The sequence below is a fragment of the Streptomyces sp. NPDC008121 genome (assembly GCF_042957155.1).
Classification (GTDB): Bacteria; Actinomycetota; Actinomycetes; order Streptomycetales; family Streptomycetaceae; genus Streptomyces.
The window spans coordinates 70,054-96,792 of record NZ_JBIBHT010000004.1; the positions used below are offsets into that span (position 1 = coordinate 70,054).

A 26,739-nucleotide genomic window follows, 5' to 3' on the forward strand; every position below is an offset into this window, starting at 1 on the left:
GCCGCCTGGCCTCAGGTCAGCACAGGTGCCAGGACCACGACGCGGTACTCGACGACATCAACCAAGCTCTGCTTCACCCGCTCTCGCTCGGCAACCACAGCAGCCACAGCATCTGCCCGAGCAGTGCCTTGACAAGCGCGACGTCAGCGTCAAAGGGCGACTACGCACCAGCCTCGACACCGAGTACCGATGCCGACTGGCGGAGCGGTAGCCCAAACCCGACAAGGCGCACACTGACCCCCGGGAGCCCCCGGCCGCACCACGGCAGTACGGGCCGTGGACTTGTCGCCGTATCCACCGCAGCGCAGGCAGTGCCAACCTTTCGCCCAGAGCAGTTGGCCCAGGCGTGCGCCTAGCGGCGCCGCAGCCGGGTCCGGTGGACTGACCTCACTTCGCCGCCGCAGGCCGAGCGCCACCTGTCGAACGCCGCTACTCATGCCCCACTCGCAGAGTCGTGCCGCTAAACATAGTTCACTCGTTAGTGCTGGATCGCAGCAGAAATCCTCGGCGGGCAACTACCGCGCCTCATGATCTTTCATAAGACCGGTCTGGCGGCACGAAAGGAAAACCATGCGCGATGTCTTCACTCTCATCACGGAACGAGTTCTGCGGGACAGCGGCGGGGAACCCATCTGTGCGCATGTCGGCGATGTTCAAGTGTGCGCCATCAAGAGCCATCCCACATATCAGGCGTTGCGTGAGACAGTGCGGCTTGGCCGATCGAAATCCGTAGCTAGCTTGCGCCTCTGGGAGTCGGCGTGCACTTTGGCGAGAGAAAGCGACCACCAGGAGCGGGAGAAGTGGTTGATTATCCTACTGGATCTACTGACTCCGTACTTTGGAGGATGGTCGAAAGAGTTGGCACGAAAATGGCACTACGACGTCTCTGACATCAGGTCCGCGATGGTAGAGGGAGCTCTGGAGGCATGGTTTTCCATGGCAGGGGGCACGCCTCCCAAGAAACTCCTGGACACAATGATGACTCGCGCATTCACCGGCGCTCGCGGTCTGGTAGAAGCCGGAAGCTCGGAAACGTGTGCGGCAAGTGCAGAGTACCTGATTGCCGATGCTGCGCATGAGAAAGAGTCTACGCTGCCCGCATCGTCAGTCATTGACATCGGCACGGTGCAGGATCCGGATGCCGATGAAAGAATTCGCGGCGAGCGCACAGGATCCCTACTGCAACGAATGGGCGCCATGGACCAAGCCAAGACCCTTCACGACAAACTCCGCAGTGGTTACCGTGATGAGACAGACGCTCCTTGCATTACTCCCGCACAGGTCGGGCGATCCTGGGTGGACGGGAAGAATCTTTACTATCGAGTTTCAGATCTCCTGCCCCAATATATTAGCTTCAGCGAGGCGGCCAACGTCGTTGGCCTTTCAGAATCGCAAGCATCAAGGATGGCCAGGAAAGGCTCCCTTCCGTTTAGGGTACGCTGGATTGGCAACAGCCGGGTCGTGTCGGTCAAATCGCTTATGAACATCTTGGGCATCCAGGATTCCGTCGTGCATCCCGACGATGTGGAGAACGGAGCTGCCCATATCGGCGGAGACTAGAAGCCGAAGAATTCTATCGTTGCCCAGGTAGACCAGTCTTTTGCTGCTGCTTCGCCAGGATCGAGGGACGGGCGCAGCTCTTCGACATGGCAGATTTTGCAATCCTCTGCCGCATGGCTCGCCGCGTGTCCAGTGGGGGCTTCGGCAGTCGTCTCCAGCGCGGCCGGGACAACGGTGGTGGCCCGCCGAGATGGCAGCTTTTCGATGCACCAAGCGTGACGAGTCCGCGGCGGGGGGCGAGTTCGGCCAGGAGCGCCAATTCGTCACCGTGGATGACGCAGGCAGCGGGCGCGACCAAGATGGTGCAGTTCCATGATCTGTGGCTGCCGCGGAGGCAGATTCCGGAGCATCCGCCGTCCCGCCCGGTCGTGCCCGACCCGATGAGCCGGCCACCCCCAGCCGCCTCGAACTCGACCCGCCCTACCTCCAAGCTTGGTACCACCTGCGTGAAGCCGAACACGTCTTAACGCTCTCCCGCATCCACGGTGTCATGCCGGCGTAGGCGAGGTCGCGCGCACAGGGTCAGCGTTGCAGCCCGAGGATCAGACGGACGGAGTCCTCCACACGGTGCAGTTCCCCCGGAGCGAGCAGCCCCAGCTTCCGTCGCAGCCGCGGCTTCGCCACCGTGTGAAGGTCCGCGCAGTTCACGTACGACTCGTCATGCTTCGTCAGTCCGGCGTCAGCCCCGATCGGGACATGGGTGACTTGGGGACCGGATGTACCCGTGATCAGCGCGACCGTCACCGAAGCAAGCGGCTCGGCGATCCGGTTGACGGTGAGGACGACGACGGGGTGCGGCCCCACCGGTTGTGGCAGTGCGCAGACCCACACCTCGCCGCGAAGCGCCGTGCCCGGACTTACCACTGCATCTCGTCTGCTGCTGCAAGCTCGGCGTCACTCGGCTCGACTACGCCGTCAGGCAGAGGCGCACCCTGCTTCTGGTAGAAGGCACGGATTTCCTCGACCGCCCCTACCTCGGCCGCTTCCCGCGCGAGGAGCCTAAGCCCTTCGCGAAGAGCATCCGAGGTCGAAGTGAGGTGCAGTGTCCGCATGACCTCCTGAAGGGCCCGCATCTCATCGCCACGGAGCCGGACCTGCGCCAACCGGCTGGGCCCGAGCACAGCCGCCGCATTTCGCCTCGCTGCTGTCGAGGCAGCCTTCTTGGCTGCCCTCTTCTTGGGAGCTGCTGCTGCGGTATCCATGCCTCCTCCAGCATGTCGTACAAATGTCATACACCCTAGTGTGAGACGAGCGACTGGACCGGTCAAGGCATTCACGAAGAACCGCCGCCCGCTCAGCCAAGGTCAGCAGCACTGCGAGCGGGATCAGGCAAGCCGACCGGCCAGCCAATGCTGGTCTCATTCACCTCCGCCCAACCTCGTCCAAACGAGTCACACCGAATACTCCGCCGCAGGTCAGGAGGTCTACGGTCCCCGCCGGACCCCTATACGAACAGTTGGAAAGCGTGTTGGGGGCAACCCCTCACGAGTTCGAATCTCGTATCCTCCGCCAGTGCCTCACCGGGCACGATGTCGAAGGGCCCCACCGTTCGCGGTGGGGCCCTTCTTCGTATGCGGGGTCGGTCAGGCGCCGACGTACGTCGCCAGGTGCTCGCCCGTGAGGGTGGAACGGGACTCGACGAGGTCCGCCGGGGTGCCCTCGAAGATGACGAGGCCGCCGTCGTGGCCCGCGCCCGGGCCCAGGTCGATGATCCAGTCCGCATGCGCCATGACCGCCTGGTGGTGCTCGATGACGATCACCGACTTGCCCGCGTCGACCAACCGGTCGAGCAGGCCCAGCAGCTGCTCCACGTCCGCGAGGTGCAGGCCGGTGGTCGGCTCGTCGAGGATGTAGATCCCGCCCTTGTCCCCCATGTGCGTCGCCAGCTTCAACCGCTGGCGCTCGCCGCCCGACAGCGTCGTGAGCGGCTGCCCGAGGCTGAGATAGCCCAGGCCGACGTCCGCGAGCCGGTCCAGGACGCGGTGCGCCGCCGGCGTGTGCGCCTCGCCCGAGCCGAAGAACTCCTCCGCCTCGGTCACCGACATCGCGAGCACCTCGCTGATGTCACGGCCGCCGAGCCGGTACTCCAGTACCGAGGCCTGGAAACGCTTCCCCTCGCAGTCCTCGCACGTCGTCGCCACGCCCGCCATCATCGCCAGGTCCGTGTAGATGACCCCGGCGCCGTTGCAGGTCGGGCAGGCGCCCTCCGAGTTCGCGCTGAACAGCGCCGGCTTCACACCGTTGACCTTGGCGAACGCCTTCCGGATCGGCTCCAGCAGACCCGTGTACGTCGCCGGGTTACTCCGCCGCGACCCGCGGATCGGGCTCTGGTCGATCGACACCACACCCTCGCCGGCCGCGTCCGCCTGCCGCGGCAGCGACCCGTGCAGCAGCGAACTCTTCCCCGAGCCCGCCACACCCGTCACCACCGTCAGCACCCCGAGCGGAATGTCCACGTCCACGTTCCGCAGGTTGTTCGCCGACGCCCCGCGGATCTCCAGCGCCCCCGTGGGCTTCCGGACCGACTCCTTGACCGCCGCCCGGTCGTCCAGGTGCCGCCCCGTGATGGTGCCGCTCTCCCGCAGCCCCTCCAGGGACCCCTCGAAGCAGACCGTGCCACCCGCCGTACCCGCGCCCGGCCCCAGGTCGACCACGTGGTCGGCGATCGCGATCGCCTCCGGCTTGTGCTCGACGACCAGCACGGTGTTGCCCTTGTCGCGCAGGCGCAGCAGCAGGTCGTTCATCCGCTGGATGTCGTGCGGGTGCAGACCGATCGTCGGCTCGTCGAAGACGTACGTCACATCGGTGAGCGAGGAGCCGAGGTGCCGGATCATCTTCACGCGCTGCGCCTCGCCGCCCGACAGGGTGCCCGCCGGCCGGTCCAGCGCGAGATAGCCGAGGCCGATCTCCACGAACGAGTCGAGGGTCTGCTGCAGCGCCTCCAGCAGCGGCGCCACCGACGGCTCCTTCAGCCCCCGCACCCACTCCGCCAGGTCCCGGATCTCCATCGCACAGGCGTCGGCGATGGAGACCCGCTTGATCTTCGACGACCGGGCCCCCTCGCTGAGCCGCGTGCCGTCGCACTCCGGACACGTGGTGAAGGTGACCGCCCGCTCCACGAACGCCCTGATGTGCGGCTGCATCGCCTCCTTGTCCTTCGACAGGAACGATTTCTGGATCTTGGGGATCAGCCCCTCGTAGGTGAGGTTGACCCCGTTCACCTTCACCTTCGTCGGCTCGCGGTAGAGGAAGTCCTGCATCTCCTTCTTCGTGAACCGGCGGATCGGCTTGTTCGGGTCCAGGAACCCCGACTCGGCGTAGATCCCCACCGTCCAGACGTTGTCCGACTTCCAGCCGGGGATCGTGAACGCGCCCTCGGCGATCGACTTGGAGTCGTCGTACAACTGCGTGAGGTCGATGTCCGACACCGAGCCCCGGCCCTCGCAGCGCGTGCACATGCCGCCGGTCCGCTCGAACGTCGCCTTCTCGGCCTTCGTCTTCGCCCCGCGCTGCACGGTGATCGCACCACTCGCGCGCACCGAGGCGGTGTTGAAGGAGTACGCGCTCGGGGGGCCGATGTGCGGCTTCCCGAGCCGGCTGAAGAGGATGCGGAGCATCGCGTTGGCGTCGGTGGCCGTACCCACGGTCGAGCGCGGGTCGGCGCCCATCCGCTGCTGGTCGACGATGATCGCCGTCGTCAGCCCTTCGAGGACGTCCACCTCCGGCCGCGCCAGCGTCGGCATGAAGCCCTGCACGAAGCTGCTGTACGTCTCGTTGATCAGCCGCTGCGACTCGGCGGCGATCGTGTTGAAGACCAGCGAACTCTTGCCCGAGCCGGAGACCCCGGTGAACACCGTCAGCCGGCGCTTGGGGAGCTCGATGCTGACGTCCTTCAGGTTGTTCTCGCGCGCTCCGTGCACGCGGATCAGATCGTGACTGTCGGCGAAGTGCGGCGCAGGCGACTGCGGATCCGTCCTCGTGGCCTTGCTCATCGTGTCTCCTCCGTGGGGTGGGGGCCGCGCGAACGGTCTCCGGTCGGCGTCGTCGCCTGGGCGGGGTGGGGCGGGGGTGGGCGGCGGTACGGGTGGGGCGGGGGTGGGATGGGCGGGGTGGGGTGGGGCCCGTGGGAGCCACGCTAAGCGGGGGAGGGCGGGCTGCGCTTCTCAAATCCTGATCGTCGCTGTCGGGCGGGGCACGGAGGGGGCGGCGGTGACGGGGAATCCGGGGTTTTCACCGCTTCGAGGGACGTGCGCGGGAAGAGACGTTCCGCCCGATCATGCGAACTGTGATCGTCGGAATACTTTCCGTCACGCCCGGATGGGCGCTCTCATCACTTGGAGGAAGCGTGCGGAAGTTGGCGACGGTGGCGGTGGCGGTGGGGCTGTTCGTCGGGGGGATGGGGACGGCGGTGGCGGACGGGTGGCACAAGATCCCCGACCTGCAGGCCTCCGGTGTTCTCTTCAGCGCGGGCAAGTACAAGTGGCAGCCCAAGGGCCGTGATCACGGTGGGCTCCGCTTCGAGGGCAAACTTCACGACGCCGAGCACCGCGACGGACACAACGTCTACCTGGACACGAGGGTCGAAGGCTACGGCTGGAAGCGTTTCAAGGGCGTCCAAGGGCGCACCGTCTTCCTGAACAAGGTGATCTACGACGGTGCCGTCCAGAGGACCGGCGAGGCGCGGCTTCGTGCCTGTCGTGATCGAGGGTCGCTCCGCCCCGACAACTGCTCGTCCGAGGTCCATTACCTGCGTAACAGCCGCTAGTTCGACGGTCGCGGAGGCCGCCGACGCGCGGCCTCCGCGCTAAGGAGATCGCATCAGATGGACGCCATTCTCTGCGCCGAGGGCGTGGACCTCTTCTACGGGGCGCACCAAGCCGTCACGGGTGCTGACTTCGTCCTGCAAGCCGGTGAGGTGGCCGCTGTGATGGGCAGCAGCGGTTCGGGGAAGTCTTCGCTCCTCTACTGCCTGGCAGGAGTGCTCGCCCCGACCCACGGCAGCGTTTCCTTCGACGGAGTCGCCTTCTCGACACTCGACGACGACGCGCTGAGCACGCTGCGGCGAGAGCGCTTCGGCTTCGTCTTCCAGTACGGAGAGCTGCTTCCCGAACTGACGGCCGAGGAGAACGCCGCCCTTCCCCTGCGGCTCGCAGGCCAGCGCAAGGCTCCGGCACACGCGGCGGCCGGCGAGGTGCTGGGGCGGCTCGGCATGACCGAGCTGTTGCAGCGCCGTACCTCGCAGCTCTCCGGCGGCCAGAGCCAGCGCGTGGCGGTGGCACGAGCGCTGGTCCACCGGCCGGCGGTGGTCTTCGCCGACGAGCCGACGGGCGCGCTGGACAGCGCCAACGCCGCCGCCGTACTGGACGAGTTCCTGCGGCTGGCCCGCGATCAGGGGACGGCCGTCGTCATCGTCACGCACGACGCGTCCGTGGCTTCGCACGCCGACTCCCAGTACACGATGGCCGACGGGGTGCTGACGCGCGAGGGAGCGGCATGAACCCGTTCCTCCTGGGACTGCGTCTGCTCGGAGGTGGCGGGCGCAAAGGGCGCGCGCGCTTCGTCCTCATGACCGTCGGCTGTGCACTGGGGGTGGCATGCCTGGCCGCCGTCCTCACGATTCCGGCCATCCTCGACGCCAAAGACGCTCGAGCGGCCACCAGAGAGCCAGGCTCGGCGAAATCTGACAAGCGAAGCCCTGACGGAGACTTCGTCTTCCTCACCCAGGAGGACTCTTACGGCGCCCAACGCATTCGCCGGGTGTTTCTGGCGGGGCCGGTCACGAACTCCGGACCGGTCCCTCCGGGAATCAGCCGGCTGCCGGCTGCCGGCGAGGTGATCACCTCACCCCGGCTTCGGGACGCCCTGACCGAACACCCGAGTCTGGCTGGACTTCTGCCGGGGAAGGTGACTGGAACCATCGGGCCGGAAGGACTGACCGGCCCTGACGAGCTGTACGCCTATATCGGCATCACCCCTGATCAGCTGAAGGGCGCCGACCCGCTCCATCACTTCGGCAGCCGATACCCGGCATTCACTACGGTCGAGCCCTCCACCCTCGACATCCTGCGCTTCACGCTCGCCTGTGTGGTCCTGCTGCCTCTCGCCGTATTCCTCTCCGTCTGTGCACGGCTTTCCGCCGAGTCCCGTACGCGGAGACTGGCCTCCCTGCGTCTCGTGGGGCTGAGCATCAAGGGCACTCTCCGGGTCAATGCCGCGGAGACCGTCGCAGCGGCCTTCCTCGGGGCACTCATGGGAGTCGGCGGCTACTTCGTCGTCAACGAGGTCATGGCTCGCATCGGGCTGCCGGGCCTCCACTGGTATCCGGCCGACGGATATCCGACCCTTTCCACGCTCGCCGTCTGCCTGATCGCCTGCCCCGCCCTCGCCTGGTTCGTCGGACGGCACCACGCGCGCGAGGCCGCGCTCACCCCGCTCAACGTCCGCCGCAGTGCGGTGCGCAAGTCACCCAATAAGTACGGGACTCTGCTTCTCGTTCCAGGCCTTGGGGTCATCGGCGGGTACTGCGTCCTCAGCATTCTCGGCAGGGACCCGTCCGGGGGATCCGCAAGCTCGCTTCTCGTACCCGGCGCCGTTCTTCTGACCGGAGCGGGCCTGGTCTTCGGGCTGGCGCCGGTGACCTCGTGGCTGGCCCGCCGTCTCGCGCGTACCGCGCGTTCGCTTCCCTTGACACTCGCGATGCGCCGGATGGAAGTCGAACCGGGGAGTTCCTTGCGGGTCGTCACCGGACTCGTTCTGCTCGTCTACGCGACGTCGCTGACCCAAGGCGTACTCGTCGAGCTCAGCCAGGTGAACCGCAACAACGATCCCGTACAGGCCTACCGGCTCACATTGGAGGAGCTGACCGCCCCACAACGGGAGAAGATGACCCGAGTGCGCGATGTGCGGGCGCACGCAATCATCATGAGCTCGGAAACCTCGGACGACGACTCGTTCCGCCCTTCCATCACCGCGGCGATCGCGACCTGTGAGCAGTACGCCACCTTCACCAAATCGGTGAGGGGATGCGTCGACGGCCGGATCACCGAGCTGAACCACGCCAACCTCACGGACGAGCAGAACACCAAAGCGCAGATTCCCTACCCGTTCCCCTTGGACAATGGCGGGACGCTCTCCATCAACCTTCCGCAGCAACCGGCCACGGTGGAGAACTTCGCACTGCCCGGTGTCGCACCGGACGTACTCGTGCCTCCCTCACTTCTCCCCGGGGGAGCCCTCCCTGCGGAGGGTGAGCTGACCCTCCTGAGCGGATCCGATCCGGACACTGTCCGGGCTGTCCTCGACCAGATCGGGACCCTTGCCCCCACCGCCAGGGTCGAACCAGTAGGCATCGTCATCTCCGCCCTCCAGCAACTCACCGTCATCCGCAGCCTCCTCGCCTCCGGCATGGTCCTCGGTCTCGTCATCAGCGTCGCCGCCTTCGTCGTCTCCGTCGCCGATCGGGCCATGGAGCGGCGCAGTCAGGTCGCCGCCCTCGTGCTGCTCGGGGCGCGGGCCGGGACGTTGCGGGTGGTGCAGTGTGTGCAGGTGGTCGTGCCGTTGGGGGTCGGGTTGGGGGCCGCCGTCGTCACCGGGTGGCTGGCCGAGTCGAGTTATCTGATCACCGGGGGTGGGGCCGTGCACTGGGACTGGAGTGGGTTGCCGTTGTTGCTGGGGTGCACGCTCGGGGTGTTGGTCGCCGGTGGGGTCGCGTCGGTGCCGTTGGTGCGGCGGCATGTCGATCCGGAGCACATCCGGCGCGACTGAACCGATGAGTTTCGCTCACGGGTTCGGTCAGAATCCTCGCAAGAGCGAGTTCGCCCCCCGAGAGGTGCCGTACGCATGTCCCAGCCCCAGCCCGTCAAGGGCCCCGCCAGCTACTTCCCCTCCATCGAGAAGAAGTACGGCCGTCCGATCGAGGAGTGGAAGGACCTGATCCGCACCTCCCCGCTGACCAAGCACATGGAGCTCGTCACCTGGCTCAAGACCGAGCACGGCCTGGGCCACGGCCATGCCAACGCCCTGGTCGCCCACACCCTCGCCGAATGACACCGCCCGCACCGCACACCCGTCCCGACTGGACCGCGCACACGGTCGTACGGGAGGGCGGGGTACGGCTCGCCTGCCGTGAGTCGGGCCCGCGCGAGGGGGCCCGGGGGCGGGACGTCGTCCTGTTGCACGGGCTCGCCGGGCATGCCGGCGAGTGGGACGTCCTCGCCCGGCTCCTGCACGCCGACGGGCACCGGATCGTCGCCTTCGACCAGCGGGGGCACGGCGCCGGCGAGCGGTATCCGCAGGACGTCTCCCGAGCCGCGTACGTCGCCGACACCCTCGCCGTACTCGACCACCTCGCCCTCCACCGTCCCGTCCTCGTCGGCCAGTCGCTCGGCGGCCACACCGCCCTGCTCACCGCCGCCGCCCGCCCCGGCCGGCTGGGCGGTCTCGTCCTGGTCGAAGCCGGGCCCGGCGGGCCGGACCCGCAGGTCGCCGACGGGGTGGGCCGCTGGCTCGCTTCCTGGCCGCTGCCCTTCCCCTCCCGGGAGGCGGCCGTGCGCTTCCTCGGCGGCGGCCCCGTCGGCGAGGGATGGGCCGACGGACTCGAGGAGCGGGAGGGCGAAGGGCCCGGCCTGTGGCCGAGGTTCGACCCCGGGGTGATGGTGCGCTCGCTCGCCGAGAACGCCGCCCGCTCCTTCTGGGACGAATGGCGGGCCGTCGACTGCCCCACCCTCGCCGTCGTCGCCGAGAAGGGCATCATCCGGGCCGACGACCTCGACACCATGGTGCGCCTGCGGCCCGACACGCGCGCCGCGAGCGTCCCCGGCACCGGCCACGACCTCCACCTCGAAAGGCCGGACGCCCTCCACGCCCTGATCGCGGACTTCCTCGACCCTTGCCTTGGAGCGCACTCCAATTCGTAAGGTGCGCCCATGCGTTATCGAATACTCGGCGGGACCGGGATCGACGTCAGCACGTACTGCCTCGGCACCATGATGTTCGGCGCCGTCGGCAACCCCGACCACGACGACTGCGTACGGATCGTCCACGCCGCCCTCGACCAGGGCATCACCTTCGTGGACACCGCCGACATGTACTCCGCCGGCGAGTCCGAGGAGATCGTCGGCAAGGCGCTCCGCGAACCCCGGCGGCGGGACGGCGTCGTCCTCGCGACGAAGGTGCACTTCCCGATGGGCGAGGGGCGCGGTCGGAGCGGGAACTCCCGCCGCTGGATCACCCGGGCCGTCGAGGAGAGCCTGCGGCGGCTCGGCACGGAGTGGATCGACCTCTACCAGGTCCACCGGCCCGACTACCGCACGGACATCGAGGAGACCCTCGGCGTCCTCGGCGACCTCGTCACCCAGGGCAAGATCCGGGCGTTCGGCTGCTCCACCTTCCCCGCCGAGGAGATCGCCGAGGCGCACCACGTCGCCGAGCGGCGCGGGCTGCGCCGCTTCCGCACCGAGCAGCCGCCGTACTCCCTGCTCGCGCGCGGTGTGGAGGCGTCGGTGCTGCCGGTGGCGCAGCGGTACGGGATGGGCGTGCTGACCTGGGCTCCGCTGGCCTCCGGCTTCCTCTCCGGCCGGTACCGCAAGGGCCGGCCGGTCGACATGACCAGCGGGCGGGCCGCGCTCACCCCGCACCGCTTCGACCCGGCGGCCCCCGGGAACGACGCCAAGCTGGACGCGGTGGAGCGGCTGGTCGCCCTCGCGGACGAGATCGGCTGCTCGCTGCCCGAACTGGCAGTCGCCTTCCCGGCCGCGCACCCGGCCGTCACCTCCGTGATCATCGGCCCCCGGACGATGGACCAGCTGGAGGGCCTGCTCAAGGGCGCCCCCCTCGTCCTGGACGACGAGGTCCTGGACCGTGTCGACGCGATCGTGCCGCCGGGGACGAACCTCTACCAGCCGGACGGGGTCTGGCGCCCGCCCGCCCTGACGGACGCCTCGCTGCGGCGCCTGCCCGTGCGGGACCGCGCCGCCGGGGAGTGAGGTCGCCCCGGCCGGCCCCAGCCGGACGGTTCCCACGCGGCCCCACGCCGGCCGGCGGCCCCCGCCGACTCCCCGGTGTCTGACGTGCGTTGTCAGACCCTTCCTCCATGCTTGCCCGTATGGGGAGCACCGAGCAGGGCCGGCGACGGATCGACGCGGCGGAGCGCCGTGCCCGGCTGGCCGTACGACACCGGCTGGCGGGCACGGCGAAGGCGCGGACCGTCGAGGAGGTGGCCGCCTCGCTGGTCGCCCTGCACGCGACGGACCCGGCCACCGTCTTCCTGGCCGTCGGCGCCCGTCTGAGGGACGAATCGAATGAGAGGGACGGAACGGAAGGGGCGGGCGGCGAGGTGGGCGGCCGGGGCGCACCGTCCGACCCAGCGCCCGGAAGTCCCGACAGGGCCGAACGCCCCGAAGAGACCCGAGGTCCCGAAGAGGCCCGAGGGACCGAAGAGACCCGAGGTCCCGAAGAGACCCGAGGTGCCCAAGAGGCCCGCGATCCCGGCGAAACCGGGCCCGTCGCACGATTGGAGCGGGCCCTGTACGAGGACCGGTCGCTGACCCGCATGCACGGGATGCGGCACACGATCTTCGTCTTCCCCACCTCCCTCGTCCCGGCCGTGCACGCCTCCACCACCCGCGATGTCGCCGTCCGCGAGCGCGCCTCGCTCCTCGCGCACCTCGCGGCGGGCAGCTCCTACGACGCGGACTGGCTCGCCGAGACCGAGCGGCTGGTCCTCGCCGAGCTGGCGGAGCGCGGCGAGGCCACCGGCGCCGAACTGGGGACCGCCGTCCCGCGCTTGCGGGTGCAGTACGTCTACGGAGTCGGCACCCGGGGGGAGGGCCCGCAGCCGCTCTCCAGCCGGTTGCTCCGCGTCCTCGGCATGGAGGGCAGGATCGCCCGGGGCCGCCCCCAGGGCGCCTGGACCTCCAGCCGCTTCCGCTGGTCCCTCGCCCCTGACCTGCCCGACCCTTCCGACGCCGACGCCCACGCGGCGCTCGTACGGGAGTGGCTGGCGGCCTACGGCCCGGCGACCGAGGCCGACCTGAAGTGGTGGACCGGCTGGAGGGTCACCGATGTCCGCAAGGCCCTCGCGGCGGTCGGCGCGCAGACCGTGGAGCTGGCCGAGGGCACCGGGTACGTACTGCCGGACGACACCGGTCCGGTAGCGGCACCGGAGCCCTGGGCCGCGCTGCTGCCCGCGCTCGACCCGACGGCGATGGGCTGGCAGCACCGCGACTGGTTCCTGGACCCCGCGCACCGCCCGGCCCTCTTCGACCGCAGCGGGAACATCGGCCCGACGGTCTGGTGGGACGGCCGGATCGTCGGCGGCTGGGCCCAGCAACCCGACGGCGAGGTCGCCTGGCGGCTGCTCGACGACGTCGGCGAGGAGGCCCGTACGGCCGTCGCGGCCGAAGCGGCCCGCCTCGCCGCGTGGGTCGGTCCCGTACGCGTGACGCCCCGCTTCCGTACGCCCCTGGAGCGGGAGTTGGCGGCCCCGGGCCCCTGACCGTCGACCAGGGCACGCGCGTCTCAGTGACCGTCGCGGTCCAGGCCCTTCACCCCCAGCTCCGCCAGGCCGTCCAGGACCAGGTCCACGCCGACCGCCGCGAGCAGCAGGCCGAGGAGGCGGCCGAGGAGTTCGATCGTGGCGTGGTGGGTGCGGCGCAGGACGCGGGCCAGCACCAGCACGCAGACGAGGTCGAGCGCGATGACGCAGACGTACGCGCCGACGACCGTCGAGCGCCAGCTCCAGGAGTCGCGGGCCGCCGCCTCGATCAGTACCGCCGTCATCGCCAGCGGACTCACGACGTACGGCATGAGCAGCGCCCGCACCCCGCTGATCAGGTCGGGTGCGTCCTGGTCGGGGCCGTCGGAGCCGAGGTGCAGGCCGAGGACGAGGCCGACCGCGTACAAGAAGAAGATGGCCCCGCCCGCGAGCTGGAGGGCGGGGGTGCTGATGTGGAAGAGGTCGAGCAGCCACGGCGCGGTGATCCCGGTCAGCAGCCCGACGAGAACGGCGGCGCCGGACGCGATCAGGGCGATCGTCCGGACCTGGCGGGTCGGGTGGAGCTGGGCCAGACCGGCGAAGGCCAGCAGCACCTTCGGAGGGCCGACGACCGAGAAGAAGGTGATGAAGGCGGCGGAGAAGCTGAGAGCGTTCACCCCCGGAATCATGGGTTCCTGCGAGTGGAATCCCGGGAAAATCCGGATCGGCTTCCGCGCGGTGTCGAGAATCGGGACCCCGCTCCGACGTCCCCTGTGAAAGGCATACAGCCGAGGAAGACGACGTAAGGAGCACGTCATGAAGTACCTCGTCATGGTGCAGGGCTCGCAGGCGGACTACGACGCCATGAACGGCAAGCCCTCCCCCGACAGCCCGGCGTGGAACGAGCAGGACCTGAGGGCGATGTTCGCCTACATGAACTCGATCAACGACGACCTCTCCGAATCCGGCGAGATGGTCGACGCGCAGGGCCTGGTCGAGCCCGCGAAGACCCGGTTCGTCACCGCCGACCAGGACGGCCGGCCGGTGGTCACGGACGGCCCGTACCCGGAGACGAAGGAGCTGCTCGCCGGGTATTGGGTGCTCGACTGCGAGAGCCTGGAGAGGGTCACCGAGATCGCGGCCCGCGTGGCGCAGTGCCCGGTGCCGGCCGGGTCGAAGGACTACCCGGTGGTGATCCGGCAGATCGACGAGAGCGGCGGAGGCGACGTCTGATCGTGGAGGAGACCCGGATCGAGGACCTGCTGCGCCGCAACGCGCCGCAGGTCCTCGGCGCGCTCGTGCGGCGGTACGGACACTTCGACGCCGCCGAGGACGCCGCGCAGGAGGCCCTGCTGGCCGCGGCACGCCAGTGGCCGGAGACGGGGACGCCCGACAATCCGCGCGGCTGGCTGATCCGGGTGGCCGCGCGGCGGCTGACCGACCAGCTGCGGGCGGACGAGGCACGGGCCAGGCGCGAGGAGACGGCGGTACGTCTGGAGCCGCGCGAGGCCCGGGCGGCGCCGTCCGACGACGACACGCTGACGCTCCTGTTCCTCTGCTGCGACCCGGTGCTCACACCTGCCGCCCGGGTCGCGCTGACGCTGCGCGCGGTGGGGGGTCTCACCACCGCGGAGATCGCCCGGGCCCATCTCGTACCGGCGGCGACGATCGCGCAGCGGATCAGCCGGGCGAAGCGGAAGCTGAAGGACCGGCCCTCCACACCGGGCGCGTGGCGAGACGACGACCGGCTCCCGGCCGTCCTGCACGTTCTGTACCTGATCTTCAACGAGGGGTACACCGCCACGTCGGGCCCGGCCCTCCACCGCGCCGATCTGGCGGCGGAGGCGATCCGGCTGACCCGGGAGGTCCGCCGGCTGCTGCCCCGGGAGGGCGCGGTGACCGGTCTGCTGGCGCTGATGCTGCTGACGGAGGCGCGCAGCCCGGCCCGTACGGGACCGGACGGGGAGCTGATCCCCCTCGACGAGCAGGACCGGACGCGCTGGGACGCGGCGGCGATCGCCGAGGGGACGGCCCTGGTCGAGGAGGCCCTCACGGAGGGCCCGCCCGGCCCCTACCAGCTCCAGGCGGCCGTCGCGGCCCTCCACGACGAGGCGGCCCGCCCCCAGGACACGGACTGGCCGCAGATCCTCGCCCTCTACGACGTGCTCGTCGCCGACTCCCCGGACCCGATGGCGGAACTCGGCCGTACGGTCGCGGTCGCCATGGTCCACGGCCCCGAGGCCGGGCTGCGCGACCTGGCCGTCCTGGAGCCCCGGCTGCGGGGCCACCACCGCCTCGAGGCGGTCCGCGCGCACCTCCTGGAACGCGCGGGAGACCCCGAGGCCGCCCGCGCCGCCTACACGGCGGCGGCCCGCCTGACCCTCAGCGTCCCGGAACGCCACTACCTGCGGACGAAGGCGGCCCGCCTCGCCCAGGGAGAGTGAGCGGGGCGGGCCGCCTTCGGCCAGGACCTCCGTCGGTCGTGATGCCCGACCGAACGCCACCTTCTAACGGCCGGCCACCTCCCTCGACCGGCCGCGAAGCCCGATCCATCCGAAGCCCGACCGATCACGAAGCCCGACCGATCACGACCGTCAGTCGGTCGCGAGCCCCTTCAGGCGCTTGGCGATCCTCGCGAGGCGAGTGCCCTGGTAGCGGGCGGCCTGGAGGACGTTCTCCTCCGGGGCGCCGCTGCCGCCGGGGTGCGCGGTGCCGTAGGGGTTGCCGCCGGCGGCGTAGACCGCCGGGTCGGTGTAGCCGGGCGAGACGATGACCGAGCCCCAGTGGTGGAAGGAGTTGTAGAGCGCGAGCAGCGTCGACTCGTTGCCCCCGTGCACGTTGTGGGCGCTGGTGAAGCCGGTGGCCGCCTTGTCGGCCATCACGCCCCGCTGCCACAGCCCGCCGCTGGTGTCGATGAACTGCTTCAGCTGCGCGGCGACGTTCCCGAACCGCGTCGGCGACCCGAGCGCGTACGCGTCCGCCCACTCCAGGTCGTCGAGCGTGGCGACCTCCACGTCACCGGTCGCGTCGACATGGGAGCGCCAGGCCGGGTTGGCGTCGATGGCGGCGTCCGGGGCGAGTTCGGGCACGCGCCGCAGACGGACCTCCGCGCCGGCCTTCTCGGCGCCTTCGGCGACGGCCTGGGCGAGCGCGTGGACGTTGCCCGTGGCCGAGTAGTAGATGACAGCAACCTTGACGGACATGGCGAGCCCTCGATCCCTCGACGCGATCCCTTAAGCGGATTCTTTTCCGCTTCACACCACGAGGTTAAGCGGATAGCCATCCACTTCGCAAGCGGAAGCCTGAGGGAACCGGATAGGGCTCCCGTTATGCTCGTGACACAGGCGGAACGAGGGGGCACGGGACGAAGGGCAGGCGGACCACGATGAGCGCGAAGACACCCCGGCGGGCGCCGCGAGGCACCCGGCCGGAACCCCAGGGGACACCGCGGGACACCCCGCGGGGCACGACGGTGGACGCGCCCGTGGACGCCCCGGCGCGGGGCGCGGCTCCGGCCGAGGGGAGCGGCCCGGCCGCCCTCGCCCTCACCCGGCCCGCCCCGTCCGCGCTCACCCTCCTGCCCACCGCCGACCGGCCGGCCCCCGAGCGCGCCGACGCCGCACGCAACCGGCGCAAGATCCTGGACGCGGCCGCCCGGATCGTCGCCGAGGTCGGGCCCGAGGCCGTCACCATGAACCAGGTCGCCCACGCCAGCGGGATCGGCGTCGGCACGGTCTACCGCCGCTTCGGCGACGTGGCCCAGCTCCTCTGGGCGCTCCTGGACGACCGGGAACGGCAGTTCCAGGAGGCGTACATGAGCGGCCCGGCGCCGCTCGGTCCCGGGGCCCCGGCCGCCGAGCGGCTGGCCGCGTTCCTGGACGCGCTCGTCGACCGGGTCATCGAGCAGCGCGAACTCCTCCTCGCCGCCCAGGCCGCCGCCCCCAGCGCCCGCTACACCAGCGGCGCGTACCTGGCGATGCACACGCACGTCGCCGTCCTGGTCTCCCAGGTCCGGCCGGACGCGAACGGCGCGCTCCTCGCCCATCTCCTGCTGGCACCGTTCTCGCCGAGCCTGATGCACCACCTCTCGGTCGAGCGGCACCTCACCGCCGCCGAACTCAAGGCGGGCATCGCGGACGTGCTCGGCCTGCGCCCGTAGGTCGCGTCCGGAGCCCCGCCCGGCCCGCGACGCCTGGCCCGCCCTAGGGCGCCCTGGGATGCCCCGAAGGCCGGCAAGGGCCACCTCGGCGGCGACGCCACCCGGGCCCGGATCCTGGCGGCGCTGGAGCGTTTCGCGGACGGGTGAAGCGTTTGTCCACAGCCCGCGCGCCGGGCAGCCCGTCGCGCGATCATCGGAGTATGAGTACCCAGATCCGTCTCGCCCAGCAGGCCGAGGCCGACGAGCTCCTCGGCCGCTCCCCGCTCGCCGCGCTCGTGGGCATGCTGCTGGACCAGCAGGTGCCCATGGAGTGGGCGTTCTCCGGTCCGTACACCATCGCGCGGCGCCTCGGCCGGGAGGACCTCGACGCCGGGGAGATCGCCGCGTACGACCCGGAGGCGTTCGCCGCGCTCCTCTCCGACAAACCGGCCGTGCACCGCTACCCCGGGTCGATGGCGCAGCGGATCCAGCAGTTGTGCCGGTTCCTGGTGGACGAGTACGGCGGTGAGGCCGAGGCGGTCTGGTCGGACGCGGCCACCGGCAAGGAGCTGCTGGAGCGGCTGAAGGCGCTGCCCGGTTTCGGGGTCCAGAAGGCACAGATCTTCCTCGCCCTGCTCGGCAAGCAGTACGGGGTGCGTCCGCGGGGCTGGCGGGAGGCCGCGGGCTCCTACGGCGACGAGGGTGCGTACCGGTCGGCCGCCGACATCACCGGGCCGGAGTCGCTCGCGAAGGTGCGTGCCTTCAAGCAGGAGGCGAAGGCCGCCGCGAAGGCCGAGAAAGCGGCGAAAGCCGCGAAACCCACGGGGAATTGATGATTCCGGATGTCAATCCTGCTAAAAGTGACAGGAATTGCGACCAAGCTGTTCACAGGGACCGCCAGAGATCGCTAACTTCCCCTCATCCTCGTTCGCACCCGGGAAGGACCTCTGTGAACGCATCCCATCGCAGAGCCGCGGCCACTCTGGCCGCAGCCGCACTCGCGACCCCGCTCCTGCTGGCCGCCGCTTCCCCCGCCACCGCCACCGCCGACCCGGGGGCCGCACCCGCACGGGACGCCGCGAAGCTGGCGAAGAAGCTCGTCCGTGAGACGTCCGCCGCGGGCGCCTACAAGCACCTGCAGAAGTTCCAGGCGATAGCCGACTCGACCGGCGGCCACCGCGCCGCCGGCTCGCTCGGACACGACGCCTCCGCGGCGTACGTGTACCAGCAGCTCAAGAAGGCCGGCTACAACGTCTCGTACCAGAAGTTCGACTTCGTCTACACCGAGACGCTGGCCGAGAAGGCGTCCGTCGTCTCGCCCGCCCCGCGCGAGCTCGACATCAAGGCGATGACGTACACCAAGTCGACGCCGGTCGGCGGGATCAAGGCCGCCCTGGCCGCCGTCCCGGTCGACGCCGACGGCACCACCGGGTGCGAGCCGGGCGACTTCGCCGCCGGCGCGTTCACCGGCAAGGTGGCGCTGATCCAGCGCGGCGGCTGCGCCTTCGCCGTCAAGCAGGAGAACGCGGCGGCCGCGGGCGCGGCCGGCGCGATCATCTACAACAACGCGGACGGCGTGCTCTCCGGCACCCTCGGCGAGCCGGCGGCCGGCAAGATCCCGACCGGCGGCATCACCCAGGCGGAAGGCGCGAAGCTCGCTGCCGACCTGGCCAAGGGCCCGGTCACCGTCTCCTTCGAGATCCGCCAGCTCCAGGAGAACCGCACGACGAACAACGTCATCGCGGAGACCAAGCGCGGCAACGCGGCCAACACCGTGATGCTGGGCGCGCACCTCGACTCGGTGACCGCGGGCCCGGGCATCAACGACAACGGCTCCGGCTCCGCCGGTCTGCTCCAGGCGGCCCTGGAACTCGCCGAGTCGAAGGACAAGGTCCGCAACAAGGTCCGCTTCGCCTGGTGGTCGGCGGAGGAGAACGGGCTGCTCGGCTCCGAGCACTACGTCGCGAAGATGAGCGAGCTGGACAAGAAGGAAGTCAAGCTCTACCTCAACTTCGACATGATCGCCTCGCCGAACTACGGCCTCTTCGTCTACGACGGCGACAACTCCGACGGCGTGGGCTCGGGCGCCGGCCCGGCGGGCTCCGCGCAGCTCGAGCGCGACATCAACGACTTCCTGGACAAGCAGGGCAAGCCGCACGAGGGTACGGACTTCACGGGCCGCTCGGACTACGGCCCGTTCATCGAGGTCGGCATCCCGTCCGGCGGCACCTTCACCGGCGCCGAGGGCATCAAGACGACGGCGCAGGCGGCGAAGTTCGGCGGGACGGCGGGTGTCGCGTACGACGTGAACTACCACGCCGCCGGCGACGACCTGTCGAACATCAACATGACGGCCTTCGACGTCAACATCGACGTCATCGCCAACGCCGTGGGCACCTACGCCCACGACATCAGCTCCCTGCGCAAGCCGGTCGTCTCCACCCCGACGGACGGCGACGCGGGCAGCGGCGGCGGCCTGCACGACGGCCACGACCACGAGGTCACCGAGTAGCCCTCGGGCGCACTCGGTCCGGGGCCAGGCCCCGCACGACCCCGGCGGCCCGGCACGCGATCCCCGCGCGCCGGGCCGCAGTCGTCCCGTCCGCCCCCCGGCGCTAGCGCCGACGGCGGCGGGTGGTGCCGAAGAGGGAGCGGGTGATCTCGCGGCCCAGCTGGGTGCCGACCGAGCGGGCGAGGGAGGTGAAGACGCCGCTGCCGACCACCTGCTCCACGACCGACGGGTCCTCGCGCGGCGCCGCCGGACGCCCCGGCTCCTTCTCCTTCGCCGCCTCTCCCTGCGCCGGCGTCTCCGCGGTAGGCGCCGTCTCCGCCGCCGTCAGCCGCTCGTACGCCGACTCCCGGTCCACCGCCTCCGCGTACCGCCCGTACAGCGCCGACCCCCGCACCGCCGCCTCCAGGGCGGCCGCCTCCACCGGACCCATCAGCGACTCCGGCGCCCGCAGCCGCGTCGCCGCCACCGGCGTCGGGGCGCCCGTCTCGCTCAGGACCGTGATCACCGCCTCGCCCGTCCCCAGACCCGTCAGGACCTCCTCCAGGTCGTACCCCGACTTCGGGAACGTCCGCACCGTCGCCTTCAGCGCCTTCGCGTCGTCCGGCGTGAACGCCCGCAGTGCGTGCTGCACCCGGTTGCCCAGCTGCCCCAGCACGTCCCCCGGCACGTCCTTCGGCGTCTGCGTCACGAAGAAGACCCCGACCCCCTTCGACCGGATCAGCCGCACCGTCTGCGTGATCGACTCCAGGAACGCCTGCGACGCCCCGTCGAAGAGCAGATGGGCCTCGTCGAAGAAGAAGACCAGCTTCGGCTTCTCCAGGTCCCCGACCTCCGGCAGGTCGTGGAAGAGGTCCGCCAGCATCCACATCAGGAACGTCGAGAACAGCCGCGGCTTGTCCCGCACCGCCGGCAGCTCCAGGACCGACACCACCCCGCGCCCGTCCTCCGCCGTCCGCAGGAACTCGCCCGTGTCGAACTCCGGCTCGCCGAAGAACCCGCCCGCCCCTTCCTGCTCGAACGCCGTGAGCGCCCGCAGGATCACCCCGGCCGTCGCCGTCGAGAGACCGCCGATCCCCTTCAGCTCCGCCTTCCCCGTGTCCGACACCAGGAAGGCCACCACCGCCCGCAGGTCCTTCAGGTCGACCAGCTCGAGCCCCTTCGCGTCCGCGTAGTGGAAGATCAGGCCGAGCGACTGCTCCTGCGTCCGGTTCAGCTGCAGCACCTTCGCCAGCAGCACCGGCCCGAAGCTGGTCACCGTCGCCCGCACCGGAATGCCGGGGCCGCTCCCGCCGAGCCCGTAGAACTCGCAGGGGAACCCCTTCGCCTCCCACGCCTGCCCCACCTGTGCCGCCCGCTCCCGGACCCGCGCGCCGTCCTCCCCGGGCGCCGAGACGCCGGAGACGTCGCCCTTGATGTCGGCGAGGAAGACCGGCACACCGTGCGCCGAGAGCTGCTCGGCGATGAGCTGGAGGGTCTTCGTCTTGCCCGTGCCGGTCGCTCCGGCGACCAGGCCGTGGCGGTTGAGCATGGCCAGCGGGACCCGGACCGGCACGTCCGGGTGACACGCGCCGTCCCACAGCAGCGCCCCCAATTCGAGTGCCGCCCCGCCGAAGGCGTATCCCGCCGCGATCTCCGCGACCTGCGGACTCTCCCCGTTCAGAGGCTGTTCACGCACGCTCATGGAGGACCCCGTTCCGGGCTTTACGACGGTTTGCGGCGGTTCGCCCCAGCATCCCACCGCGTCCTCGTGGCTGCGCCGGGAGCCGCTCGCCCGGTAGGCTTTCCGTGTGATCTTCAAGCGCATCGGTAACGGGCGGCCGTATCCCGACCACGGCCGGGAAAGCACCCGGCAGTGGGCGGACGTGGCGCCGCGCCCGGTCCGCCTCGATCAGCTGGTGACCACCAAGGGCCAGCTGGACCTGGAGACGCTGCTCGCCGAGGACTCCACCTTCTACGGCGACCTCTTCGCGCACGTCGTGAAGTGGCGGGGCGATCTCTACCTGGAGGACGGCCTGCACCGCGCGGTCCGCGCCGCGCTCCAGCAGCGGCAGGTGCTGCACGCCCGTGTGCTGGAAATGGACTAGGGCCGTTCGTCCGGATCGAGCCCTGGCGCTCGGCCTCGTCACTGACCCTTTCGGGGCCACTTCCACCCATCCGGACGCGATCACATGATCATCCAGTAGGCATCCCCGACGAGCGGCATTACGCTGCGCTCATGAGCATGCTCACTCCCCCCGGTATGGGCGGAAAGTACCGCATCACGGGGGACACCTACCCGCGCATGCGCCGCCCCAGCCGCCGGCGCAGGATCGTCATCGCGTCCGCCACCGCAGTGGTCGTGCTCGGCGCCGCCGGATGGGGCACCCTGCAGCTCGTCCAGGTCTTCTCGGGCGACGGCACGAAGACGACGGCCGCCCGTGGCGCGGGCCTCGACTGCAAGCCGGCCCCGAAGCCCAGCGCCGCCGCCGTCGCGGCCTTCCCCAAGCCCGCCCAGATCACCGTCAACGTCTACAACGCGACCCCGCGCGGCGGCCTCGCGAAGTCGACGGCCGACGAGCTGAAGAAGCGCGGCTTCACCATCGGCAAGGTCGGCAACGCGCCCGTCGCGTACGACAAGAAGGTCCCCGGCGCCGCGATCCTGCTGGCCGCCCCCGGGGCCACCAAGGGCGCCTTCCCCGTGCTGGGCACCCAGCTGAAGACCGCCACCACCAAGACGGACGCCCGCGCCACGGCGGACGTGGACCTGATCCTGGGGACCGCCTTCAAGGCCCTGGACCCGAAAACGGCGGCGGACGCGGCCCTGGTCGCTTTGAACAAGCCCAAGCCCGCGCCCGCCGGTAAGTGCTGAGCCGGCACGAGGCACCGCCGACGGCAGCCCCCCGGGGCTCACACCCCCGGCCGGTCCGGCCGGGGACGGTACCGGCAGCGGCCGGTACCAGCCTCGGCCGGTCCTAGTCGGCCGTGCCGTACATGCGGTCGCCCGCGTCGCCCAGACCCGGGACGATGTAGCCGTTCTCGTTGAGACGCTCGTCGACCGAGGCCGTCACCACCGTCACCGGGGTGCCCGCGAGCTCGCGCTCCATGATCGCGACGCCCTCGGGGGCGGCGAGCAGCACCACCGCGGTCACATCGTCCGCACCGCGCTTGATCAGCTCCCGGATCGCCGCCACGAGCGTGCCGCCGGTCGCCAGCATCGGGTCCAGGACGTACACCTGGCGGCCCGAGAGGTCCTCCGGCATCCGCGTCGCGTAGGTCGACGCCTCCAGCGTCTCCTCATTGCGGATCATGCCCAGGAAACCCACCTCGGCGGTCGGCAGCAGCCGCACCATGCCGTCCAGCATGCCCAGACCGGCGCGCAGGATCGGCACCACCAGCGGACGCGGGTACGACAGCTTCACACCGGTCGTCGGCGTGACGGGGGTCTCGATGTCGACCTGCTCGGTGCGCACGTCCCGCGTGGCCTCGTAGGCGAGCAGGGTGACCAGCTCGTCCGCCAGACGGCGGAAGGTCGGGGAGTCCGTGCGCTTGTCGCGCAGAGTGGTGAGCTTGTGGGCGACCAGCGGGTGATCGACGACGTGGAGACGCATGGTCACCACAGTAACCGGGACTGGCATCAACCCATGCCGTGGAGGGAAGGTGGGGGTGCACGGAAACCCAGTCGCGGGGTGGTGTGGCCCATGCCGAACACGAAGGACACGAAGGACCCGAAGAAGGCGAAGGACACGCACGACGAGCCGCCGGAGACCGACGCCGAGCGCCGTCGGCGCCGCGCCCAGTTCCTGCGCGAACTGCACGAGGCGAAGGCGCTGCGCGACCGCGTCCAGCCCCGGCGCGCGCGGGCGGCCAGGATGCGCCAGGCGATGCGCATGCGGACCTTCCGCTGGTGACCCGGGCGGCGGTCGGAGGCTCGCGGGGCGCGGTCGTGCGCCGTCCGCGCGCCGGGGCCGTACGCCCGTCCGTTCGCCGTCTCGATCAGACTGATGCACGACGCAAGAGCCGAAGACCTCTCCTGAAGCCGCCGTTTCTGCCACGATGCCGATTGGGCGGGGCACCAGGAGCGCACCGCCGGATCGTCACACCTCTGATCAGTGGGAGAGTCACGGTGTACTTCGCCGCACTGCTCGCGCGCACCGAAGACGGGTGGGAAGCGAGCGACACAGAGATCGACGATGTGGAGACCCTGTCGGATCTGACCGAACTGGCCCGTGAGGCGGCGGTCGACGACGACACGGTCATCGTCTTCATCGAACAGGAGGACGCCTGGTTCGGCCTCCTCCGGGTCGAGGGCGAGGACGACCCTCGCATCTACGTGTCGGACGGAGCGGCTGCCGCCCGCTCCTCGTACGGGGAGATCCTCACCAGGGAACTCCTCGGCGACGACCTGGACGACGCCGACGACCTGGACGCGCTGGACCTCGACGGCACGGAGGACGGCGAGCCCCTCGACCGGGAGGACGAGGAGGACCCGGACGCGGCGCCGGACGTCGCCGCCGACGCCGTGCCGGCCGCCCCGGTCGGCGACCGGCAGATCCTGGCCGACCTCGGTCTGTCGGAGAAGGAACTGCTGGCGCTCGACACCGAGGCGCTGGCCGAGATCGCGGACGCGCTCGGCGCCGCGGAGGTACTGGAGACCGTTCGCTTGTGACCCCCGCAGGACCCGGGCCCGCCCCGGAGCACGACCCCGTAGGGGACCCCTGGCGGGATGCCATGCGCATGGCTCTCGCGGAGGCCGATCGGGCCGCGCCGGCCGGTGACGTACCGGTCGGCGCGCTCGTGCTGTCCGCCGACGGCGAGCTCCTCTCCACCGGCCACAACGAACGCGAGGCGACCGGCGACCCGACCGCCCACGCCGAGGTCCTGGCGCTGCGCCGGGCCGCGGCGAGGACCGGCGCCTGGCGACTGAGCGGCTGCACGCTCGTCGTCACCCTGGAGCCCTGCGTGATGTGCGCGGGGGCGCTCGTGCAGTCCCGGGTGGAGCGCGTCGTGTTCGGCGCGTACGACGAGAAGGCGGGCGCGGCCGGCTCGCTCTGGGACCTGGTGCGCGACCGCCGCCTGAACCACCGCCCCGAGGTGATCGCCGGCGTCCTCGGCGAGGAGTGCGCCCAGCAGCTCACGGCCTTCTTCCGCACCCTCTGAGCCGCGTTCCGGGACGCCTCCCGAGACGCCTTCTGAAACGCCGTCCGCTCCCCGCCCCAGGACATCCCGACACCTCCGTGACCTGCGGGGGGATACGGATTTCATCGCAGGGGCACCTTTGGGCTAAGCTCTCTCTCGGTAGCGTGTCCGAGCGGCCGAAGGAGCTCGCCTCGAAAGCGAGTGTGGCGCAAGTCACCGAGGGTTCAAATCCCTCCGCTACCGCCAGAAACACCCCTTCGACCCGCAGAAATGCGGTCGGAGGGGTGTTCTTCGTATCAGCGTAGTGCGGCCGTGCCGACGTGGCCGCGACGCTTCCCTCATCCCCCGGGACGAGCACGGGAGTTGCACCCGCGGCCCGGGGGTCCCGCCCACCACCGCCGCGCAGGTCACGACAGGTCCGGGCCGCGGAGACGCCGTCGGGCCGTTCAGGCGGCCTTGGGGGCGCAGCGCATGCCGATGTAGACGCAGCGGGTGCCGTCGGGCAGGACGGAGAAGACCACCGGTGTGTAGTCCGTGCTGAAGGCCGAACCCACACCCGTGCCGGCGAAGGCCGTCTCCGTGACCGGCAGCAGGTCGATCCCCAGGGGCTTGGAGAGGTCCTTCATGCCGTCCACGAACTCGTAGAGCGCGTGCCCGGCGCCGTCCTTCTCGGTCACCGTGATGACCACACCCTCGCGCCGGTACGTGCCGACGAGGGGTTCCCAGTCCACCGCGGGCGGCGTGGCCGACGGGGCGAAGGGCTCCGGCATGGTCACTCCCGCCAGATCGGCGAGGAGCTCGCGGTAGAGCGCCGCGTACACCTCACGCGCGCCACCGCCGTTGGTGAGCAGGGCGACGGCGACGCCGGCCGACGGCACCACGCGCAGGTAGCCGTACTGGCCGATGGAGGCGCCGTCGTGGCCGTAGCCCTCGACGCCGTTCCAGTCGTACAGAGTCCAGCCCAGACCCCAACCGTCCGAGCTGACCGTCCACTTGTCGGGGCAGTCCACCACCCGGCGTCGCATGAGAGCAACCGACTCCTCGGAGAGCACCCGGGTGCCGTCCTCGGCCACGCCGCCGGCAAGGTGCATCCGTGCGAGCCGGGCGAGATCGCCCGCGGAGGCGATGACCCTGCCGTACGGGCCCGCCGATCGCGGCATCATGTCCCACTGCGGTGCCGGTGCCGGATCCTCGCCCGGCTCCCCCAGGTGCCCCATGGCCGCGCGGAAGCGCAGCGCCTCTTCGGGCAGGGTCATGGTGTGGGTGAGGCCGAGCGGGGCCAGCAGCAGGTCCTTGAGCGCTTCGTCCCACGTCTTGCCGGTCACCACCTCGACGATCCGGCCGAGCACGTTGTAGCCGACGCTGCTGTACGAGATCGCGCTGCCGGGCGGGCAGTCGAGCGCGACGGCCTTCGCGGCCTCGACGTACTTCTCCAGGCAGTCGCCGCCGCGCCCGCTGTCGTGGTTGAAGTCGCAGGTGAGTCCGCTCGTGTGGCTGAGCAGCCGGCGGATGGTGATCATCCTGGTCACCTCGGGGTCGCCGAGCGAGAATTCCGGCAGCACGTCCGTGACCGGTGCGTCCAGCTCGAGCCGGCCGGACTCGACGAGCTGCATCACCAGGGTGGCCGTGTAGATCTTGGCTATCGAGCCCATCTGGAAGACCGAGTCGGTCGTCGTCTCCACGCCCGTGCCGCGATGCAGGACGCCGCTCGCCCATGCGTGGACGGTCCCGTCGACGAGGACGGCCAAGGACGCTCCCGGCACGTGGTGCTCGGTGCAGAGCCGGTCGAGGCGGGCCTGCCAGCGGGCGAGGTCCAGCTTCCGCCCGGCCGAGTTCCGGGTCCCCCACGCCCCCGCGGCGCTCCAGTTGCCTCGTTCGTCAGATGTCACGTGATTCGGCATGGTCGACTCCCCCTTGATGCGTACAGCGTTCCCTGATGCG

The 26,739-nt window shown here is 70.4% G+C and carries 26 protein-coding genes and 1 tRNA gene; 19 read left to right on the forward strand and 8 right to left on the reverse strand.

Going from position 1 to position 26,739, the window contains the following annotated elements; translation table 11 throughout:
• Positions 1–570 precede the first annotated feature (570 nt).
• Entirely contained in the window at positions 571–1,560 is a 990-nt protein-coding gene (locus ACFZBD_RS14645) for a hypothetical protein (protein WP_391139764.1), read from the forward strand.
• Positions 1,561–2,082: 522 nt separating this feature from the next.
• Here ACFZBD_RS14645 and ACFZBD_RS14650 read toward each other — a convergent pair.
• The 3 genes from ACFZBD_RS14650 to ACFZBD_RS14660 form a co-directional block, all read right to left on the reverse strand.
• Positions 2,083–2,424, reverse strand: a complete 342-nt coding sequence (locus ACFZBD_RS14650) for a type II toxin-antitoxin system PemK/MazF family toxin (RefSeq protein WP_391139765.1) — start codon at positions 2,422–2,424, stop codon at positions 2,083–2,085.
• Positions 2,418–2,762: a hypothetical protein gene (locus ACFZBD_RS14655; protein WP_391139766.1), complete on the reverse strand. Its 345-nt coding sequence runs from the start codon at positions 2,760–2,762 to the stop codon at positions 2,418–2,420. Before ACFZBD_RS14655 ends, ACFZBD_RS14650 begins: the two co-directional genes overlap by 7 nt.
• A 381-nt stretch (positions 2,763–3,143) precedes the next feature.
• Positions 3,144–5,552, reverse strand: a complete 2,409-nt coding sequence (locus ACFZBD_RS14660; RefSeq protein WP_391139767.1) for an ATP-binding cassette domain-containing protein — start codon at positions 5,550–5,552, stop codon at positions 3,144–3,146.
• A gap of 353 nt (positions 5,553–5,905) precedes the next feature.
• Between ACFZBD_RS14660 and ACFZBD_RS14665 the strand changes: the two genes are divergently transcribed.
• From ACFZBD_RS14665 to ACFZBD_RS14695, 7 genes are all read left to right on the forward strand, one after another.
• Positions 5,906–6,325: a hypothetical protein gene (locus ACFZBD_RS14665; RefSeq protein ID WP_391139768.1), complete on the forward strand. Its 420-nt coding sequence runs from the start codon at positions 5,906–5,908 to the stop codon at positions 6,323–6,325.
• Between the two features lie 57 nt (positions 6,326–6,382).
• Positions 6,383–7,057 carry an ATP-binding cassette domain-containing protein gene (locus ACFZBD_RS14670; protein WP_391139769.1) on the forward strand — a complete coding sequence of 225 codons (675 nt, stop codon included), beginning with the start codon at positions 6,383–6,385 and terminating at the stop codon, positions 7,055–7,057.
• Positions 7,054–9,324 carry an ABC transporter permease gene (locus ACFZBD_RS14675; protein WP_391139770.1) on the forward strand — a complete coding sequence of 757 codons (2,271 nt, stop codon included), beginning with the start codon at positions 7,054–7,056 and terminating at the stop codon, positions 9,322–9,324. Before ACFZBD_RS14670 ends, ACFZBD_RS14675 begins: the two co-directional genes overlap by 4 nt.
• 75 nt (positions 9,325–9,399) lie before the next feature.
• On the forward strand, positions 9,400–9,606 hold the full coding sequence (locus ACFZBD_RS14680; RefSeq protein WP_391139772.1) for a DUF4287 domain-containing protein: 207 nt from the start codon (positions 9,400–9,402) through the stop codon (positions 9,604–9,606).
• A complete protein-coding gene (locus tag ACFZBD_RS14685; RefSeq protein WP_391139773.1) occupies positions 9,603–10,475 on the forward strand; it encodes an alpha/beta fold hydrolase in 873 nt (290 codons plus the stop codon). Before ACFZBD_RS14680 ends, ACFZBD_RS14685 begins: the two co-directional genes overlap by 4 nt.
• 9 nt (positions 10,476–10,484) lie before the next feature.
• On the forward strand, positions 10,485–11,543 hold the full coding sequence (locus ACFZBD_RS14690; protein WP_391139774.1) for an aldo/keto reductase: 1,059 nt from the start codon (positions 10,485–10,487) through the stop codon (positions 11,541–11,543).
• Positions 11,544–11,662: 119 nt separating this feature from the next.
• Positions 11,663–13,054 carry a DNA glycosylase AlkZ-like family protein gene (locus ACFZBD_RS14695; protein WP_391139775.1) on the forward strand — a complete coding sequence of 464 codons (1,392 nt, stop codon included), beginning with the start codon at positions 11,663–11,665 and terminating at the stop codon, positions 13,052–13,054.
• 23 nt (positions 13,055–13,077) lie between these two features.
• Here the strand turns inward: ACFZBD_RS14695 and ACFZBD_RS14700 are convergent, their stop codons facing one another.
• Positions 13,078–13,710 carry a MarC family protein gene (locus ACFZBD_RS14700; RefSeq protein ID WP_391139776.1) on the reverse strand — a complete coding sequence of 211 codons (633 nt, stop codon included), beginning with the start codon at positions 13,708–13,710 and terminating at the stop codon, positions 13,078–13,080.
• Positions 13,711–13,849: 139 nt separating this feature from the next.
• Between ACFZBD_RS14700 and ACFZBD_RS14705 the strand changes: the two genes are divergently transcribed.
• Both ACFZBD_RS14705 and ACFZBD_RS14710 read left to right on the forward strand, forming a co-directional pair.
• A complete protein-coding gene (locus ACFZBD_RS14705; RefSeq protein ID WP_391139777.1) occupies positions 13,850–14,266 on the forward strand; it encodes a YciI family protein in 417 nt (138 codons plus the stop codon).
• 2 nt (positions 14,267–14,268) lie between these two features.
• A complete protein-coding gene (locus tag ACFZBD_RS14710; RefSeq protein ID WP_391139779.1) occupies positions 14,269–15,477 on the forward strand; it encodes a sigma-70 family RNA polymerase sigma factor in 1,209 nt (402 codons plus the stop codon).
• A gap of 150 nt (positions 15,478–15,627) precedes the next feature.
• Here the strand turns inward: ACFZBD_RS14710 and wrbA are convergent, their stop codons facing one another.
• Complete coding sequence (gene wrbA / locus ACFZBD_RS14715; protein WP_391139781.1) at positions 15,628–16,236, reverse strand: NAD(P)H:quinone oxidoreductase; 609 nt, start codon at positions 16,234–16,236, stop codon at positions 15,628–15,630.
• Positions 16,237–16,418: 182 nt separating this feature from the next.
• On the opposite strand from wrbA, the gene ACFZBD_RS14720 reads away from it, so the two are divergent.
• The 3 genes from ACFZBD_RS14720 to ACFZBD_RS14730 all read left to right on the forward strand — a co-directional run bounded on the left by ACFZBD_RS14720 (position 16,419) and on the right by ACFZBD_RS14730 (position 19,683).
• Positions 16,419–17,192 (forward strand): TetR family transcriptional regulator, encoded by a 774-nt coding sequence (locus ACFZBD_RS14720; protein ID WP_391139783.1) that lies wholly within the window; start codon positions 16,419–16,421, stop codon positions 17,190–17,192.
• Between the two features lie 200 nt (positions 17,193–17,392).
• Positions 17,393–18,004, forward strand: coding sequence for an HhH-GPD-type base excision DNA repair protein (locus tag ACFZBD_RS14725; RefSeq protein ID WP_391139785.1), 612 nt, complete (start codon positions 17,393–17,395; stop codon positions 18,002–18,004).
• Between the two features lie 116 nt (positions 18,005–18,120).
• Positions 18,121–19,683: a M20/M25/M40 family metallo-hydrolase gene (locus ACFZBD_RS14730; RefSeq protein ID WP_391139787.1), complete on the forward strand. Its 1,563-nt coding sequence runs from the start codon at positions 18,121–18,123 to the stop codon at positions 19,681–19,683.
• A gap of 103 nt (positions 19,684–19,786) precedes the next feature.
• On the opposite strand, the gene ACFZBD_RS14735 is transcribed toward ACFZBD_RS14730, so the two are convergent.
• Positions 19,787–21,364: a helicase HerA-like domain-containing protein gene (locus ACFZBD_RS14735; RefSeq protein WP_391139788.1), complete on the reverse strand. Its 1,578-nt coding sequence runs from the start codon at positions 21,362–21,364 to the stop codon at positions 19,787–19,789.
• 106 nt (positions 21,365–21,470) lie between these two features.
• On the opposite strand from ACFZBD_RS14735, the gene ACFZBD_RS14740 reads away from it, so the two are divergent.
• Complete coding sequence (locus ACFZBD_RS14740) at positions 21,471–21,767, forward strand: type II toxin-antitoxin system VapB family antitoxin (RefSeq protein ID WP_009067182.1); 297 nt, start codon at positions 21,471–21,473, stop codon at positions 21,765–21,767.
• Between the two features lie 131 nt (positions 21,768–21,898).
• On the forward strand, positions 21,899–22,531 hold the full coding sequence (locus tag ACFZBD_RS14745; protein ID WP_391139789.1) for a LytR C-terminal domain-containing protein: 633 nt from the start codon (positions 21,899–21,901) through the stop codon (positions 22,529–22,531).
• Between the two features lie 103 nt (positions 22,532–22,634).
• Here the strand turns inward: ACFZBD_RS14745 and upp are convergent, their stop codons facing one another.
• A complete protein-coding gene (upp, locus tag ACFZBD_RS14750) occupies positions 22,635–23,270 on the reverse strand; it encodes a uracil phosphoribosyltransferase (protein WP_391139790.1) in 636 nt (211 codons plus the stop codon).
• A 90-nt stretch (positions 23,271–23,360) separates the two neighbouring features.
• Between upp and ACFZBD_RS14755 the strand changes: the two genes are divergently transcribed.
• The 4 genes from ACFZBD_RS14755 to ACFZBD_RS14770 all read left to right on the forward strand — a co-directional run bounded on the left by ACFZBD_RS14755 (position 23,361) and on the right by ACFZBD_RS14770 (position 25,044).
• Positions 23,361–23,570, forward strand: coding sequence for a hypothetical protein (locus ACFZBD_RS14755; protein ID WP_391139792.1), 210 nt, complete (start codon positions 23,361–23,363; stop codon positions 23,568–23,570).
• A gap of 215 nt (positions 23,571–23,785) precedes the next feature.
• The gene (locus ACFZBD_RS14760) at positions 23,786–24,328 is read left to right on the forward strand and encodes a hypothetical protein (protein WP_391139793.1); all 543 of its coding nucleotides are present in this window, start codon (positions 23,786–23,788) and stop codon (positions 24,326–24,328) included.
• A 62-nt stretch (positions 24,329–24,390) separates the two neighbouring features.
• Positions 24,391–24,819, forward strand: coding sequence for a tRNA adenosine(34) deaminase TadA (gene tadA / locus ACFZBD_RS14765; RefSeq protein WP_391139794.1), 429 nt, complete (start codon positions 24,391–24,393; stop codon positions 24,817–24,819).
• Positions 24,820–24,956: 137 nt separating this feature from the next.
• A tRNA-Ser gene (locus tag ACFZBD_RS14770) sits at positions 24,957–25,044 on the forward strand.
• 200 nt (positions 25,045–25,244) lie between these two features.
• On the opposite strand, the gene ACFZBD_RS14775 is transcribed toward ACFZBD_RS14770, so the two are convergent.
• Complete coding sequence (locus ACFZBD_RS14775) at positions 25,245–26,699, reverse strand: serine hydrolase (RefSeq protein ID WP_391139796.1); 1,455 nt, start codon at positions 26,697–26,699, stop codon at positions 25,245–25,247.
• Between the last annotated feature and the right edge of the window lie 40 nt (positions 26,700–26,739).